Below are 17,043 nucleotides of genomic sequence, written 5' to 3' on the forward strand. Positions count from 1 at the left end.
TGAGAAGCTGATCTCCCCCGCATATTAGGAGTGATCTTGTGAATATTTCAGAAACAATGCCGCATGGTTTTGATCAAAATCTACAGTTTCATCGTCAGTATGGTGCCAATGCCATTTTGCCAGAGATCGATTGGCGTCAGCTATTTAAGTTCAGCAAATTAAGTGATGTGCATGTCGAAGCGCTAGAAACGCTCTATCGCAGTGCCGTTCCTCTCGCGTTGCAGGTGTTTGACGAACTGAATTTTGATGTCTTTGCACCGAATGCCTACAAACCCCAAGGTCTTGGCTTATTCGATCGACTGGCAGAACAGGAAGATCTACTACTGCAAAATTTAGAAGCAGAATCCAATTGCTTAGGTTTGGACACCCGTCATCAGATTTGGAGCATGCTACTGCGCGGCGGTGCGGTATTGGTGTTCAAAGCTTGGCTCGGTAAAGTCAAAACCGACCAAAACCAGCTGGATAAAACACAGTTTGATGAATTATCCGATTTACTGTTTATTAAAACAGCGCCATTTGAATTGGCACAACGTTTAAATGTCGATGCCAACTCCAAGCAAGACCATATCTTCCTGATGTATGACAATGATGTCTATCTGGACCGTTTTAACAGTTTAGAAACTGCAGCCCTATTTGTGGATTTGGGCGTTTATGACGCTGCCTTTTTGAGTTTACGTGATGACCGTGTCGCGGATTATCTCAAAGCGCGCGGCTATGTGACCGATGAACAAATTGATGAATTGCAATGTGCGCTCAACCCTTTGTACTGTACCGATCTGACGCCTAAGCAAGACTATATTGCTTAAGTTGAAGTGGTCTGTTTAAGTCATTGTTAAGTTGCATTGCTCTATTGCATTTAAACCGCATGTAAAGACCAAACGGCATTTAAAATGCGAAATGATCATGCGCTAGCATTAGTACTTAAATAGCATAAAAAAAGACCTCACGATGGAGGTCTTTTTTTATGGAAAAAATCCTTAGATTTTCTTTTCTTCAATATTCAATGCATTAATTGCCAATACAGCTTGAGTTCGGTTTTGTACGCCCAACTTACGGAAAATCGCCGTTACATGCGCTTTAATGGTTGCTTCAGACACATCCAACTCATAGGCAATTTGCTTATTCAACAAACCTTCCGCCACCATCATTAACACACGGAATTGTTGCGGTGTTAAAGACTGAATACGTTCTGCCAATGCCGTTTCATCTGCAGCACGTGGATCAAAGTTCATATTGGCTGGTAAATTTGGTGGCAACCAAATCTCGCCTTCTAAGACTTGACGAATCGCTTCACCAATGTGACTTGGATGCGCAGATTTTGGAATATAACCCATCGCGCCATGTGCAATCGCACGTTGGATAATCGACGCTTCTTCATGCGCAGAGACCACAATGATTGGAATCGATGGATATTGTGCGCGAATATGCACCAAGGCAGAAAAGCCTGAAGCACCCGGCAAGTTTAAATCCAATAACACAAGATCAGGCTCAGGGCCATTTTCAAGACGTTCATAGCATTCATTGACTGCTGCAGTCTCATGAATTTGCGCCTGAGGCAAACTATAACGAACCGCCTGAATTAAAGCATGACGAAACAGCGGGTGATCATCAACGATTAAAATATTCATAAGCAACGTGAGAGATCTTGTGCACAATGACCCTATTCTAACCACACATGCTATGTGAAGGATATGCAAGAACTTATTTTTTTGCATTTAAAATGTAGATTTTCACCTAAAATGCGTCTTTTTTCGCATTTTCTATAAATCTTTAAATCTAATCATATTTTCATATAAATTTTATCAACACAGTAAAAATGCTTATATCTAAGCATTATATGTTGAAATATCAACAGTTTAAAATTTGAAATTTCACGAATCTTGTGGTTTTTCCAACATATCTAAAAATCAGATAACTTTTCTGATTTTCGTTATTTTACAGTGATCCACCCGTCGGGATTAATAAAAGGCATTCCGAGAAACCACACTTTTAGGTTTAAAAAATGTCTCAAGTTAATCTACAAAAACCCCTGAATATTGTTGCTGTATCAGGTGGCCTAAACAATCCATCTAAAACTGAAGCTTTGGTGCAAGCCATTGTTGATGAACTCGGTGATGCGACTCCAATCAATGTGCATTTTATTAAGTTTAGTGAAATTGGCAATTTATTAGGTGGCGCGATTTACCGTAACCAATTGCCACAACGTGTACAAGATGACCTTGCTGCCGTTGAAGCTGCTGATGCACTGATTGTTGGAACGCCAGTTTACCGTGCTTCATTTACAGGCCTGTTTAAACACTTCTTTGACTTTGTCGAACAAACTGCATTGGTGGATGTACCTGTCTTGCTTGCAGCTTCGGGTGGTTCTGAACGCCATGCTTTAGTGCTTGAACATCAATTGCGTCCATTGTTCAGTTTCTTCCAAGCGCAAACATTACCAATCGGAGTCTATGCAACAGACCGTGATTTCACCCCTGAATATACCATTCATAGTGAATTACTCCGTGACCGCATTACTTTAGCTGTAGCACGTGCGCTGCCGATTTTGGAATGGGCTCCAGCCAAAGGTCAGCGTGCTGAAGTGGTGAAAGCCAAGTCTCAACAAGCCAACCAAAACTTGGGCATTAATAAACAAATCGAGCAAGAAGAAGTCCTTCCTTCTGCAGCTGTTCCAAGTTTGGATGCCGCTGAAGCTCGACTGCATAGTAAAAAGCCAAAAACGCAAGTGGCCTAAACACCACAGCATAACAATTCGATCCCGAGGGTTTGCAAAATGTCAGTACAAGAAAAAAACATTACATTTGCGTACTGGGTACCAAACGTGAGTGGTGGTTTGGTGGTCAGTAATATTGAACAGCGTACCGATTGGAGCTATGACTATAACGTGCGTTTGGCACAAGCTGCAGAAAAAAGTGGCTTTGATTATGCGCTGACTCAAATTCGTTTTACCGCAGGTTATAACGCAGAAAATCAACACGAATCGGTTAGTTTCAGCCATGGAATTTTGGCCAAAACTGAAAAACTCAAAGTCATTGCAGCGATTTTACCCGGCCCTTGGAAACCGGCTCTGGCTGCAAAACAATTGGCGACCATCGATCATCTTACCAATGGCCGTATTGCAATCAATGTTGTAAGTGGTTGGTTCCGTGGAGAGTTTGATGCGATTGGTGAAGAATGGCCCGAGCATGATCAACGCTATGCGCGCTCTGAAGAGTTCATTCGTAGCCTAAAAGGTGTTTGGACGCAGGATAACTTTAGTTTTGATGGTAAATACTATCAATTTAAAGACTACACTCTATCTCCGAAACCGGTACAAAAACCGCATATTGAAATCTTCCAAGGTGGCAGTTCACGTGCAGCACGTGACATGGCATCACGTGTTTCCGATTGGTACTTCACCAACGGCAATACCCCTGCTGAGTTGAAAAAGCAGATCGATGATATTCGTGAAAAAGCCAAGGCCAATAACCATCAGGTCAAAATCGGGGTGAATGCCTTCATCATTGCCCGAGATACTGAGGAAGAAGCCCAAGCGGTGCTTCAAGCTATTATCGACAATGCCAATACTGAAGCGGTCAATGCCTTTGGCGATGCAACTCGTGAAGCAGGTGCATCCACAAAAGAAGGCGAAGGTAACTGGGCAAAATCTACTTTTGAAGATTTGGTTCAATATAACGACGGCTTTAAAACCAATCTGATTGGCACGCCACAACAAATTGCCGAACGCATTGTGGAACTCAAAAGTGTAGGTGTCGATTTGGTTCTCTCAGGTTTTCTCCACTTCATTGAAGAAGTGGAATACTTTGGCGAAAAAGTGTTGCCACTGGTTCGTGAACTGGAAGCTCAACAGCAGCAAGTTGTGCAGGCTAAATCAGCATAATTGTTGATGGAGTCACAGCTCATGTAATCAGCATAATAATCACAATCGGCTCACTTCACTTTCCTCCCCTAAGGCTCGGCTTAGGGGATTTTTTATCTCGAGTACCATTTAAAGACATGCTCTGATTCTAGAAAATGAGCTGACCTGTAGACAAAGAAAAAGCCCGACATCCTGTCGGGCTTTTTCTATATGGATACTTAAGCATGACTCCTGTCTTGCTTCACAGTCCTGATGGTGAACACTTTGTTATTGTTTTATGTTCCGGAACATCCTGTTCCTGTATGAGTTCATCTTAGGTAAAATTTAAAAGTGCGCCTAGCGTCAAAAACTTCGTTGCTTGTACGCTTAAGCTGACAGCATTGTGCGCAATCGGTTAAGTTAAACCATAGATATTGTATGGTTTTTTTATAGAAATCGATTTTTTAGATAATTTCATTACCAATAGATACCCCCGTAATTCTGGTGATATTTCCAACAAAACGAGGCAATAAACATGCAACTGGTTTGGTTTCGACAAGATTTAAGACGACATGACCATAGCGCACTGTGGCAGGCGACACAGTCTGGTCAAACGGTTGCATTTATTGCGCTTTCTCCTGAACAATGGGCAAGGCATGATGATGCCCCCATTAAAATCCATCGCTATCTTGCCCAACTGGAACTTTTGCGACAGCAATTGGCTGAACTAAATATTCCACTGATTATTCAGCATATTCCCCATTGGTCAGACATCGCCACTGAGCTATTAACCTTATGTACTCAGCTCAATATACACACTGTTCATGCACATATTGAACATGGTGTGAATGAGCTTAAACGAGATTGCGAAGTACAACAGTTATTAGAACAGCAGCACATCTCTGTTGAGCTGTACCATGACCGCACCCTGTTTCCTGTTGGCAGTATTCGCAATCAATCTGGACATCCTTATCAAGTTTTCGGTGCATTTAAGAAAAATTGCTACGAAAAATTGAGCATCAGTTTGCCTACTTGTTATCCCGCTATTAAAGCCCAAGCGGCTCTCGAACCGCATCCGCTGTGGCAAAATCAATTTGATTTAAGTCCTTTTTATCCCACATCGCTGTTAGCTACTCAAATCGAGCTTTGGCCGATTGGAGAAGATCACGCACTACAGTGCTTAGATGAATTTATTGAACAACATCTGCATCGTTATGCTGATGATCGGGACTTTCCTGCGCTCAATGGAACCAGTCGAATTGGCATGTATTTAAACTTGGGCATCTTGTCTATTCGCCAATGTCTGCAAGCCCTGTTTCGTGAACAAGGCGGCTATTTCCAGATCGACCACAGAGGACAACAAACTTGGCTCGATGAGCTGCTTTGGCGTGAATTTTACCAGCACATTTTATTTGACTACCCGCAAGTTTCTCAGCACCAGCCGTTTCAAACCAAAACCTTAAAAATAAAATGGCGCCATGCACCACAAGACTTTGCTGCGTGGCAATACGGCCAGACGGGCATTCCGATCGTCGATGCAGGGATGCGTCAACTACTGGCTACGGGTTGGATGCATAATCGGGTGCGGATGATTTGTGCCATGTTCCTCAGTAAGAATCTACTGATCGATTGGCGGTTGGGGGAACAATGGTTTATGCAGCACCTTGTCGATGGTGACTTAGCAGCCAATAATGGCGGTTGGCAATGGTGCGCCTCGACGGGTACAGATGCTGTACCTTATTTTCGGATTTTTAACCCGATCAGCCAATCTCAGAAATTTGATCCGAACGGAGATTATCTACGTCAATGGCTACCTGAGCTGGCAGATTTGGATGCAAAGCAAATTCACCAACCCTTTGCCAAAAATCCTCAATTGGAATTGAACTACCCTCAGCCGATCGTTGACTTAAAACAGTCTCGCCTAGCGGCAATTGAAACATTCCGAGCATTGTAGGCCATTGCCAAAATCGAACTGCGACAGATCAAAATGCTGTACTGAAATGGTCACTCTAAGGCATAGCCGAGCGTTCGTTTTGTCCCTACAATACAGAAAACGCAAATCATTTTAGAGACGCTCCCATGTATACAGGCATCGTGCAAGGTTTAGAAAAAGTCTTAGAGATTCGTCAAAGTAATGGCTTCACAACCTTGGTGATTTCAAATCATCAGAATTTTTTTCATGATGTCTTTATCGGGGCAAGTGTGGCGATTAATGGCGTGTGTTTAACGGCTACACATATTGATTTGGCAGCCAACCAAGTGCATTTTGATGTCTCTGATTTGACCAATCAACTCACCACATTAAAAGCACTCAAGGCCGGTGATGAGGTCAATGTCGAACGCTCAGCCAAAGTTGGAGCAGAAAATGGTGGTCACAATCTATATGGTCATATCGAAGGCACAGCCACGATCAAAAACTTAGAGCATCGCGGGGAAACCTTTCATCTCGATATTCACATTCCGGCAGGCAATATTAAATATTTTTTTCTCAAAGGTTTTATTGGGCTCAATGGTTGTAGTTTGACTGTGAACCGTGTTGATCGTGCCAGCAGTGAAATTTCAATCGATCTTATTCCTGAAACACTGCGCCTCACTACATGGAAAGATGTCCAAGTCGGTGATGCCGTGAATTATGAGATTGATCAAACAACGCGAACCTTAGTCGATACCTTAGAAAATATTCATCAGCGTTAAGATCGACTGAAATTACATTGCAAAAAAGCCTCCAAAACGGAGGCTTTTTATTGGCTCATTTGCAATATACGTTTAAGAATAAAAACTTGGATCTGGCACTTTGGCTGTGAGCACCCATTCACCGACCTCCTGATATTTATAATCAATCGGATCGTGTAAGGTCTGGGTACGTACATTGCGCCAGAAGCGATCTAAATTTAGTTTGGCAGTTGTGGCACGTGCGCCCATCACTTGGAAAATATTTTGCGTAATGTATAGCGAGCTATTGGTGGCTGCTATTTTGGCTGTTGCAATCGCAATAGAGACTTCTCCACGTTGTTCCGCCGTCAAAGCTTCACCAATCTCCCAAGCCCATTGCAAACTCTGAACCGCTTTATCTGCCAATAAACGTACACTTTCTAATTGCACATAAAACTCAGCAAAATGCTTTTGAATAAATGGGTCATTCACAGCATTTTCAACCAATGATTTTGACCATGCTTTTTGGTTTTGAATCGTCTGTTTTGCTGTTTCAAAAGCCCCTTCTGCCACCCCTAAAAACATATGCACAAAGATCAACTGTGCAATCAACGGACGTAAGCTTGAATACGGTGTACTCAAAGGCCCCGGGTTCAGTAGTAATTCATCTTTGGAAATTTTAACTTGTTCAAAATGGCTACTTCCACTGTCGGTTTGACGTTGTCCCATATTGTCCCAATCGCCGAGAAAACTGACGCCTTCACGTGCTGTAGGAATCACCCCGATCAATAATTTTCCATCTTCATTGAAGCCAGAACACAGCAAAATGTCTGAATCCATAGAACCCGAACAGAAGCTTTTATCGCCATGAAAGACGTATTCGTGTTCAGACAGTTGCGTCACTGTAGTACGACGGTCTAAGGGGTTTAAGGTATTGCCCCAAAATAAATGCTCACGTGCAGTCTGTTCAAACCACGGGCCATATTGCTCGGGCTGCGCGAACAACTGCACGGTTGCAATCAATAAATGATGAAAACCATAAACATGCGCCAATGAGCTATCCACTTGAGCAATGGTTTGAATGGTTTTAAAAATCGTCTGCCAATCTGCACCCTGTCCACCGTATTGCTGTCCAATGGACAATGCAAGTAAACCACTTTGACGAATCAAATCACGTTCAGCTTTGGGATTTCCCCCCTGCTTATCACGCTGAGCAGCCGTCGTGGCAAATTCTGCCGCCAGTTTTTGGGCAATATCGATCGGATCTTGAGTCAATGGAGTTGAAGCATTCATATGTCTGTCTGATTATTCTGTTACAGTTTTAGCTTAACAAAGTAGAGGCATTCAGCTTATCTCAATGCCTGCAGTCTATATCTGTAAAATCTATATCTAATGAAATCTAAGTCACCAACATTCAAGCGACTCATGGCTTGGTCTTTGTTATCCGTCGTATGTACGATGGATAAAATGCATCATGAACGGCCCTTCATCCTAATCAACTTTTCTAGGGGAAAGGACGTTCAATATTGCCTTAATAACCCATCGCATGAGCGATAGTGAACTTTCATCAGAACGCTATCACTCACGCTCAAATGGTTCTTATGACTTCGGATAAACCGTAGCAATCAAATGTTCAACCACTTGAGGTTCTGCCAAGGTCGAGGTATCACCTAAAGAGTCCAATTCATTGGCCGCAATTTTTCTTAAAATACGGCGCATGATTTTACCAGAACGGGTTTTCGGTAAGGACGGCGCCCAATGCAGTGCATCTGGCGTTGCCACTGGTCCAAGGACTTTGCGTACCCAAGCCACCAGTTCCTGACGTAACTCATCCGTCTCTGCTGTCCCTGCTTGTAAGGTCACAAAGGCGCAAATCCCTTGCCCTTTAATATCATGTGGCATACCCACCACAGCAGACTCTGCCACAGCATCATGTGCAACCAGCGCACTTTCAATTTCAGCCGTTCCCAATCGGTGTCCTGAAACGTTCAAGACGTCATCCACACGACCCGTAATCCAATAGTAGCCAGACTCGTCACGACGTGCGCCATCACCTGTAAAATACGTCCCCGGATAAGTGGAGAAATAGGCCTCAATAAAGCGCTCAGGATCACCCCAAATGGTTCGCATTTGTCCCGGCCAAGAATCCTTAATCACCAAGTTACCTTCTACGGCGCCTTCAAGCTCATTGCCTTCAGCATCGACAATCGCAGGTTGTACACCAAAGAATGGACGCGTCGCTGAACCCGGTTTTAAATCGGTTGCTCCCGGCAATGGCGTAATCATGAAACCACCCGTTTCTGTTTGCCACCATGTATCTACCACTGGGCAGCGGCTTTCACCTACCACGGTGTAGTACCAATTCCATGCCTCTGGGTTAATGGGTTCACCCACTGAACCTAGTAAACGCAGACTACTGCGGTCACTTTCTCGGACAAAGGCATCCCCTTCTCGCATCATGGCGCGAATTGCAGTCGGTGCCGTATATAAAATAGTGACGTTGTGTTTATCGACAATATGTCCGGTCCGAGCCCAACTTGGATATTGTGGTACACCTTCAAACATCACGGTCGTGGTGCCATTCGACAATGGCCCATACAACACATAAGAGTGTCCCGTAATCCAACCAACATCGGCAGTACACCAAAACACATCATCTTGTTTAAGGTCAAAAACTTCACGGAAGGTACAATTCACATAGGTTAAATAGCCGCCTGTGGTATGCAATACACCTTTCGGTTTTCCTGTTGAACCTGATGTATACAAAATAAATAGCGGGTCCTCGGCATTCATGGGTTCAGGTGGGCAGAGATCATTGACCGACATGATTTCCATGTGATACCACAGGTCACGCTCAGGCTTCATTTCAATCGGGTTACCTGTACGGTGCACCACAATGACATTTTGAACCGAAGATGTGCCTTCAATGTCGAGTGCAAGATCGACATTTTCTTTGAGTGGAATGGGCTTACCACCACGCATCCCACAATCCGCAGTAATCACGACTTTCGCCTGACTATCATCGATACGACTTGCCAATGAGTCTGGTGAGAACCCGCCAAAAACCACGCAGTGTACTGCTCCAATTCGGGTACAGGCCAACATAGCAATAGCCGCTTCGGGCACCATTGGCATATACAGCACCACACGGTCGCCTTTGCCCACGCCATGTTTTTTCAGCACATTGGCAAAACGGCAAGTTTCATCATGCAGTTCTTCAAAAGAAATGATTTTATGCCGTGAAGGATGATCACCTTCCCAAATAATGGCCGGTTTATGTGGATGTTCTTTTAAATGTCGATCGAGACAGTTGGCACTGACATTCAGTTCACCATCAGCAAACCACTCGATCTTAAAATCATCTTGCTTAAAATTTGTATTTTTAACTTGGGTAAACGGTTTGATCCAATCGATCTTTTGCGCTTGCTCCGCCCAAAACTCATCTGGTTGTTCAATCGATTTTTGATAACGCTCAAAGTACTCCGACTCGTTGATGCGTGCGGTTTTTTTGAAACTGTCAGGTACTGGATAGATCTCTTTCATATTGTATTTTCCTTGATCTGATTCATCTCATCACGAGATGCCATGCCACATTTCTACTTTTATAATTCCTGCATCACAGCAGTATGACGATTAATTTTTAATCGCAGCAATCATGCTTTGGTCGTATTATTCTTTCCCATTTAAAGCACATCTATAACCAAAATTTCAACAAAAACATGTTTTAATTCAGTATCTGACCAGTTCAATTAAACCTATACTGCAAAGGTAATTTTACTCAGCACTCCGCTTTTTCATTCTTTCATATACGTTGAGTTGATCCGATCATGAACACCAATGACTCTTCTTTCTTTTCCCGTCAGACGACCACTACATCGGATAATCCCCTGAAACCTGATGGACGTTTTGGTCGACTGAGCATGATTGGTTGGTATGGCTTTCTCAATATCATCAGCTTTTTTGCCATAATCGCTTTAAGCCTTGCCGTGGGTATTTTTAACATCAATACCATGGCGTTAAATGAGCAATTTGTTGGCATATTCACCGGGGTATCTGGCCTCGCCTATTTGGCAATTATTATTCTCTATATCTATTTCTATTGTGTCTTTGTCGTCCGTCGACTGCATGACCTCAATAAAGCCGGTTGGTTGCTACTGCTTTTATTTATCCCCGTGATCAATCTGTTCTTTATCCTATATTTATTATTAGCCTCAGGTACACCGACCGTAAATCAATACGGCGCGCCACGCCCTGCTGCAGTTTGGGAAAAAATTCTGGCATGGTTGATGATTTTAATCAGTGTCTTGTCGCTCTTGGCTACAGGTAGCATCACCTCGTATATGATGGGTAGCGGTGAAATTGAATCGCCGACAGAAATCATTCAACAAGGCACTGAATATTTCTAAGCCACTGACCGAATCTGAGCCTGTCTGAATTTTGATACATCTGTTCGCAAGCCTGTAAATGAGGGTTATTTTCGCCACTAATTTCAGGCAAAATAGCGAAAAACCGGAACATTTGGAAAACTCGTGGCTGAAAAAGAAAATGCCCTGAGTGATGTCACTCAAGGCACGACTCAACTTTTGCAAGAGGCAACAGAAAAAACCGCACAAACCGTGCTGGAACATACCTCTAAATATAATGACGCATACTCAACGATCGATAAATTTGTCGATGGATTTTGGGAACGCCTGCCATATATTTGTATCGCATTAATTGTTTTTACGATCTTCTATCTACTGTCTAAGCTCTTTAGATTCTTTGTTCGTAAAGCGCTCACTGACCGTTCTTACTCAAAACAAAATCTAGTTTTGGTCCTGAACCGTGTGGGTAGCTCAGCCATTATGTTCTTCGGTTTCCTAATTGCAATGGTCATTGCGATCCCTGGTTTCACACCGGGTCAGCTCATGAGTGCATTGGGGATTGGTTCGGTCGCAATCGGTTTCGCGTTTAAAGATATTTTCCAGAACTTACTGTCGGGTATTTTGATTCTCCTCGGTGAACCTTTCAAAATCGGTGACGACATTATTGTGTCAGGCATGGAAGGTACGGTTGAAGATATTCAGATCCGTGCAACCTTCCTACGTTCTCCAGATGGTCGTCGTATCGTGATTCCAAACGCGACGGTTTACACCAGTGCGGTAACGGTGAATACCGCTTATCAGCGTCGTCGTTGTGAATTTGTGGTGGGGATTGGTTATGAAGATGACATTCAGAAAGCTAAAAATATTGTTTTGGCTATTTTGGACAAAGACCCAACCATCTTGAGCCAGCCTGCATTTACCGTAAACGTGAATGCTTTGGCTGATTTCTCGGTCAATCTGAATGTCCGTTGGTGGGTAGATACCACTGAAACCACCACTGCAAACTCAATCAGTGAAGTGCAAGAACACGTTATCCAAGCATTCAATCAAAATGGTATTTCAATTCCTTACCCTGTACAGGAAGTTAAAGTTTACCGTGGTGATCAAGCTGAGACAGAAGCTTCAACAGCTAAATAATCGCCCTAAAACGTACGGAATCACAGTTTCTGTACGGATAATTCGGTTGCCTAAGCTGACTGCTTGGCAACCGTTTTTTATGAGTAAATCGACCTCATAAGGGATAAATCCACCTTCAGGTCCAATGATGATCGTACATCCATGTTGAATCCCTGCAGGCATCACATCTTCGACATAAGGGTGCGCCACATAAGCGGGATAGTCCGATGAAATCATGCTCGGCAAAACATCCTCCACAAAGGGTTTAAAACGTTTATACAGTTCAATTTTGGGCGCAATGGTGTCACCTGCCTGCTCCAAACCCAACGTCACATAGTGATCGAGCTGCTGTAAAAATGGTGTCTGCCAATAGCTTTTATCCACGCGATAACTGTGCAGCAAAATGATTTTTTCTACACCTAAGGTGACGGCATCCATGATCAGACGGCGCAACACTTTCGGACGAGGCATTGCCACAATTAAAGTCACCGGATGCTTTGCAGGTACTTCTTCTTCTTGTAAGGGTTTAAGTTGAATGCGCTCATCACTGATACTGATGATTTGGGTTAAATAACGCTTTCCTTCCCGAATCCCGACTTTGAGTGTATCGCCCACTTGTACATCGACATGGGTTTTTAAATGCTCAATTTGACGTTTGGCGCTAATACTCCAAAGTTCAGATTCAGTTTGACGAGGATCAAGCAAGACGATGTTCATAAATAACCATATCAATTCACGCAAAGCATATGTCATTGAGGACAGGCGACATGGATGTCGCCTGTGCGCTGAGGTACAGGAAGTACCTTCAGCGTACAGAGGATTTTTGCTACTTTTAATCCTTTAAAAGTAGATTATGCCTACGAATAGGATGTTCAACGATCACCATAAAATAAGGCCGTGATAAAACTTGCCTAATAAAAATTAATGTATCGCAAAATTAAAACTTAAAGGTACTGATCAATCACTTGAATATGTTGAGCCAATGACCCTGTATTCTTTTGCATAATCTGCTGCGCTGCAGCATTCAAACACTGAGCTTGAAGCTTATCTTCGATTAACTCAAACAACACCTGAGCAGCCTGTTCTGCATCTTGCACTACTCTCACGCCTTGAGCAGCAACGAACTCATCCACAATGGTCTGGAAATTAAAATAATTCTTACCCAAAACTGTCGGCACATTTAACGCGATGGGCTCCAAAATATTATGTCCACCGCCCGGTTCATTTAAAGACCCGCCGACAAAGCAGGCCTGACTCATTGCCAGCCAAAGCCATAACTCACCCATACTGTCTGCTAAATACACTTGTGTATCAGGCAAAATGGTCTGATTAAGGCTGCGGCGCTGTGTGCGTAAATTCAGTTTCTGCGCTTCTACAAAAACTTCATCAAAGCGTTCAGGATGCCGTGGTACGACGATACATAACAGCTCAGGCTGTTGTTGCAAAATTGGCTGCAGCGCTGCGAGTAGTTTTTGTTCCTCGGGCGCATGCGTACTGGCAATGGTGATGATTTTACGCTCTTGCAAAGCCCAATCTTGACGCAACTGCGCTGCTTGTTGTACAAAGCTATCAGGCGCATGAATATCAAACTTGATACTACCGACGACTTGACTGGTATGGGGGTTTGCACCCAACTCAATAAATCGTGCTAAAGTTGCCTGATCTTGCGCCAACAATTGTTTCAAACTCTTTAGCATCGGCTGCGTCAAACTCGGGACTTTGCCATAACCCTTCGCCGATTTTTCAGATAATCTGGCATTAATCAATAAACACGGAACGTTGGCCTGATCGGCTTCAATCATCAAATTTGGCCAGAGTTCAGTTTCGACCAGAGCCAACATTTTCGGTTGATATTTTTCGATAAAACGACGGACTAATTTTTTTTGATCTGCTGGCAGATACACGGCCTGAAATAGCGATTCATACGGTGCTTTTAAAAATAATTGTTTCGCACGCGCTTGTCCGGTTTTGGTGGTATTGGTAACTAAGACCGGATGACCTACTTTGAGATAATGTTCAATCAGCGGCTGCGCAGCGTTAGTTTCTCCGACGGAAACCACATGAAACCAAATTGCATTACGGTTTTTAACTGGCTGAAATGGCCCAAAGCGCTCAAGACACTCTTGCTGATATAGTTGGAAATCTTCAGCACGTTTTTTGATGCGCCATTGATATAGCGGCTTAATCAGCGCCAAAGCTGCGTTATACCAAAAAGGAGTAGTCAAATTATTACGCTCAAAAACGGTTTGAATCGGCAGAATATATCAGAGCATTATCCACATGTTAATGGATAATGCGTATTCAAGTGTCGATTAATAGGTTGAACGACCTGAACCAAATTTATTTTTCATGCTTGGATAATCAATATAGCCTTCGGCAACATCTGTTCCAATCATGTTTTCCAACTGCAATTCATTCAATGCAGCATTCGCCATTAAACGTTCAAACAAATCTGGATTGGCAATATAGGCTTTACCAAAAGACACCGCATCGGCTTTACCTGAGGCTAATAAATCTACAGCATCTTCACGGCTTAAACGCATATTGGCAATATATGGCACACCATTTGAGCGCTGTTTCAGATAATCACTAATACTGTCATCCGCCAGATATTCACGGGTAAAGAAAAATGCAATCTTCCTCTGCCCCAACTGCTCTAAGGCATAGCCAAAGGTTTCACGTGGATCATGATCGCCCATGTCGTGTTCATCACCACGCGGCGCAAGATGCACACCTACACGACCTGCCCCCCACACGTCAATCAGCGCATCCACCACTTCAAGCAATAAACGTGCGCGGTTTTCTACAGAACCACCATACTCATCTTCACGTAGGTTGGTTTTGCTTTGTAGGAATTGATCGATCAAATAACCATTGGCCGCATGCAATTCCACACCATCAAACCCCGCTTCTTTGGCTTTGATCGCAGACTGTTTGTATTGTTCTACAATGCTTTTGATTTCTGCAATCTCTAATGGACGTGGCACGACATATTCACGTTTTGGGCGAAGCAGACTGACATAACCCGCCTGTTGTACCGCACTGGCAGAAACTGGTGTATCACCATTCAAAAGATCGGGATGTGAGACACGTCCGACATGCCACAATTGTGCCACAATTAAACCTTGCTGTTCATGTACGGCTTGGGTCACCAATTTCCAGCCCTGAACTTGAGCATCGGTAAATAAACCCGGCGTCTGCAAATAGCCATTAGCTGCTTCTGAAATGACTGTTGCTTCTGAAATGATTAATCCAGCACTTGCACGCTGTGCATAATATTCAGCCATCATCGGCGTTGGAACACGGTCAATGGTTGCACGACTACGGGTTAGTGGCGCCATTACAACGCGATTTTTGAGGTGTAAATCACCCAAAATGAGAGGAGTATTAAGTTCAGCCATATATGTCTCGCCTGACACTTCAAATGCGAAAAATGATTTAAAGTGAGTTCTGCAGATAATCAATATATTGCTGAATGAGTTCTTCATTGCGCGAAAAATACGACCATTGACCATATTTCTCGGCTTGAATTAAGCCCGCCTGTTGTAACACAGACAAATGATTAGACATCGTAGACTGCGAAACATTACCGAGTTTTTCGATATTGCCAGCGCATACACCACGATTAAAGCCGCCACATTGTTCTTCTGACAAAAACTGTTCAGGTGTTTTCAACCATTCCAAGATTTGACGTCGAGTCGGATTGGCAAGTGCTTTAAAAATTAAATCAATATCCATAATTTAAACGGGTTTAATTAAATAAAAATTTGGACAACAAAGTTCTATTCAGCATCTTGAATACACTATATCGTATTTTTTCGATTTTTATATCGATTTTTATAGATATATTAATCAAAAACAGATAGAACTTTGTTTTCTATATAAATTTAAATTACAAACCTTGTTTGAGGCTGGCTTCAATAAACTTATCTAAATCGCCATCAAGCACTGCACCGGTGTTTGAACTTTCTACACTGGTACGTAAGTCTTTAATACGCGAGTCATCTAAAACGTATGAACGAATTTGGCTGCCCCAACCGATATCTGACTTGGTGTCTTCCAACGCTTGTGCCGCATCATTACGTTTTTGCATTTCAAGTTCGTACAATTTTGCACGTAACTGTTTCCATGCATGGTCACGGTTGGCGTGCTGTGAACGTTGGTTCTGACATGCCACCACAATCCCTGTTGGAGCGTGAGTTAAACGTACCGCAGAGTCTGTTTTGTTAATGTGCTGACCACCCGCACCAGATGCACGATAGGTATCAGTACGAACATCAGCAGGATTGATTTCAATTTCAATATTGTCATCAATTTCAGGCGATACAAAAACCGCTGAGAATGAAGTATGGCGACGATTACCCGAGTCAAAAGGTGACTTACGGACTAAACGGTGTACACCAGATTCTGTACGTAACCAACCATATGCATACTCACCTTCTACACGGATCGTTGCAGACTTGATCCCTGCCACATCACCATCAGACTCTTCCATCACTTCTGCTTTAAAGCCATGACGTTCAATCCAACGTAGATACATACGCAGTAACATCGATGCCCAGTCCTGTGCTTCAGTACCACCTGAACCTGCTTGAATTTCGACATAGCATGGGTTCGGGTCCATCGGATTACTGAACATACGACGGAATTCTAATTTCGCAAGTTCTGCTTCCGCTGAAGTTAACTCTGCTTGTACATCTGCGAGTAAGCTTTCTTCTTCTGCTTCAACCGCAAGATCCAACATCGCTTGGGCATCTTCTAGTTGAGTTGAAAGCCCTTCGAGCACGTTAATGACGTTTTCGAGTTCACCTTTTTCTTTTGCCATTGCTTGCGCACGGCTTTGATCATTCCAAATTGCTGGGTCTTCCAGCTCACGTAGAACCTCTTCTAAACGCTCTTTTTTCAGATCGTAGTCAAAGATACCCCCGTAATGTTTGACCACGGTCGTTTAAGTCTTTTAGCTGTAATAGATACGGATTAATTTCCACGTGAATTACTCTCAATCAAAAAATTTGGCTTAAATAGCCGCCTATTATATCACAGAGAATTTGCACAGTTTCAGCCAGATTGAGC

The 17,043-nt window shown here is 43.2% G+C and carries 15 protein-coding genes; 7 read left to right on the plus strand and 8 right to left on the minus strand.

The genetic code is table 11. The annotated features are described in order from the left end of the window. Positions 1-38: 38 nt before the first annotated feature. The gene (locus tag B1201_RS08905) at positions 39-806 is read left to right on the plus strand and encodes a hypothetical protein (protein WP_078193194.1); all 768 of its coding nucleotides are present in this window, start codon (positions 39-41) and stop codon (positions 804-806) included. A 171-nt stretch (positions 807-977) separates the two neighbouring features. On the opposite strand, the gene B1201_RS08910 is transcribed toward B1201_RS08905, so the two are convergent. Next, positions 978-1,628: a response regulator gene (locus tag B1201_RS08910; RefSeq protein ID WP_078190543.1), complete on the minus strand. Its 651-nt coding sequence runs from the start codon at positions 1,626-1,628 to the stop codon at positions 978-980. A gap of 374 nt (positions 1,629-2,002) precedes the next feature. Between B1201_RS08910 and msuE the strand changes: the two genes are divergently transcribed. The 4 genes from msuE to B1201_RS08930 all read left to right on the plus strand — a co-directional run bounded on the left by msuE (position 2,003) and on the right by B1201_RS08930 (position 6,532). Then, on the plus strand, positions 2,003-2,734 hold the full coding sequence (msuE, locus tag B1201_RS08915; RefSeq protein ID WP_078190544.1) for an FMN reductase: 732 nt from the start codon (positions 2,003-2,005) through the stop codon (positions 2,732-2,734). A gap of 39 nt (positions 2,735-2,773) precedes the next feature. Beyond that, positions 2,774-3,880: a dimethylsulfone monooxygenase SfnG gene (gene sfnG, locus B1201_RS08920; RefSeq protein WP_078190545.1), complete on the plus strand. Its 1,107-nt coding sequence runs from the start codon at positions 2,774-2,776 to the stop codon at positions 3,878-3,880. A 493-nt stretch (positions 3,881-4,373) separates the two neighbouring features. Further along, positions 4,374-5,792 carry a cryptochrome/photolyase family protein gene (locus B1201_RS08925; protein WP_078193195.1) on the plus strand — a complete coding sequence of 473 codons (1,419 nt, stop codon included), beginning with the start codon at positions 4,374-4,376 and terminating at the stop codon, positions 5,790-5,792. A gap of 125 nt (positions 5,793-5,917) precedes the next feature. Then, the gene (locus B1201_RS08930; RefSeq protein WP_078193196.1) at positions 5,918-6,532 is read left to right on the plus strand and encodes a riboflavin synthase subunit alpha; all 615 of its coding nucleotides are present in this window, start codon (positions 5,918-5,920) and stop codon (positions 6,530-6,532) included. A 72-nt stretch (positions 6,533-6,604) separates the two neighbouring features. On the opposite strand, the gene B1201_RS08935 is transcribed toward B1201_RS08930, so the two are convergent. Together B1201_RS08935 and acs are read right to left on the minus strand one after the other, a co-directional pair. After that, on the minus strand, positions 6,605-7,783 hold the full coding sequence (locus B1201_RS08935; protein WP_078193197.1) for an acyl-CoA dehydrogenase family protein: 1,179 nt from the start codon (positions 7,781-7,783) through the stop codon (positions 6,605-6,607). A gap of 306 nt (positions 7,784-8,089) precedes the next feature. Then, complete coding sequence (gene acs / locus B1201_RS08940) at positions 8,090-10,033, minus strand: acetate--CoA ligase (protein WP_078193198.1); 1,944 nt, start codon at positions 10,031-10,033, stop codon at positions 8,090-8,092. A gap of 284 nt (positions 10,034-10,317) precedes the next feature. Between acs and B1201_RS08945 the strand changes: the two genes are divergently transcribed. Together B1201_RS08945 and B1201_RS08950 are read left to right on the plus strand one after the other, a co-directional pair. Beyond that, complete coding sequence (locus B1201_RS08945) at positions 10,318-10,896, plus strand: DUF805 domain-containing protein (protein ID WP_078193199.1); 579 nt, start codon at positions 10,318-10,320, stop codon at positions 10,894-10,896. Between the two features lie 123 nt (positions 10,897-11,019). Beyond that, entirely contained in the window at positions 11,020-11,991 is a 972-nt protein-coding gene (locus B1201_RS08950) for a mechanosensitive ion channel family protein (RefSeq protein ID WP_078193200.1), read from the plus strand. Here the strand turns inward: B1201_RS08950 and B1201_RS08955 are convergent. The 5 genes from B1201_RS08955 to prfB all read right to left on the minus strand — a co-directional run bounded on the left by B1201_RS08955 (position 11,977) and on the right by prfB (position 16,958). Continuing rightward, on the minus strand, positions 11,977-12,687 hold the full coding sequence (locus tag B1201_RS08955; protein ID WP_078193312.1) for a 16S rRNA (uracil(1498)-N(3))-methyltransferase: 711 nt from the start codon (positions 12,685-12,687) through the stop codon (positions 11,977-11,979). The genes B1201_RS08950 and B1201_RS08955 overlap by 15 nt on opposite strands. A gap of 227 nt (positions 12,688-12,914) precedes the next feature. Beyond that, positions 12,915-14,195 carry a 3-deoxy-D-manno-octulosonic acid transferase gene (locus B1201_RS08960; RefSeq protein ID WP_078193201.1) on the minus strand — a complete coding sequence of 427 codons (1,281 nt, stop codon included), beginning with the start codon at positions 14,193-14,195 and terminating at the stop codon, positions 12,915-12,917. An 87-nt stretch (positions 14,196-14,282) separates the two neighbouring features. Beyond that, positions 14,283-15,371, minus strand: coding sequence for an alkene reductase (locus B1201_RS08965; protein ID WP_078193202.1), 1,089 nt, complete (start codon positions 15,369-15,371; stop codon positions 14,283-14,285). Positions 15,372-15,408: 37 nt separating this feature from the next. Continuing rightward, positions 15,409-15,708 (minus strand): ArsR/SmtB family transcription factor, encoded by a 300-nt coding sequence (locus B1201_RS08970; RefSeq protein ID WP_078190555.1) that lies wholly within the window; start codon positions 15,706-15,708, stop codon positions 15,409-15,411. 154 nt (positions 15,709-15,862) lie between these two features. Continuing rightward, a protein-coding gene (prfB, locus tag B1201_RS08975) for a peptide chain release factor 2 (RefSeq protein WP_111884474.1) occupies positions 15,863-16,958 on the minus strand; the annotation gives its coding sequence in 2 pieces (ribosomal slippage) (positions 15,863-16,885 and positions 16,887-16,958; 1,095 coding nt in all). Positions 16,959-17,043: the final 85 nt, after the last annotated feature.

Origin of the sequence: Acinetobacter sp. ANC 5600 (assembly GCF_002018395.1) — a bacterium.
Lineage (GTDB): Bacteria > Pseudomonadota > Gammaproteobacteria > Pseudomonadales > Moraxellaceae > Acinetobacter > Acinetobacter amyesii.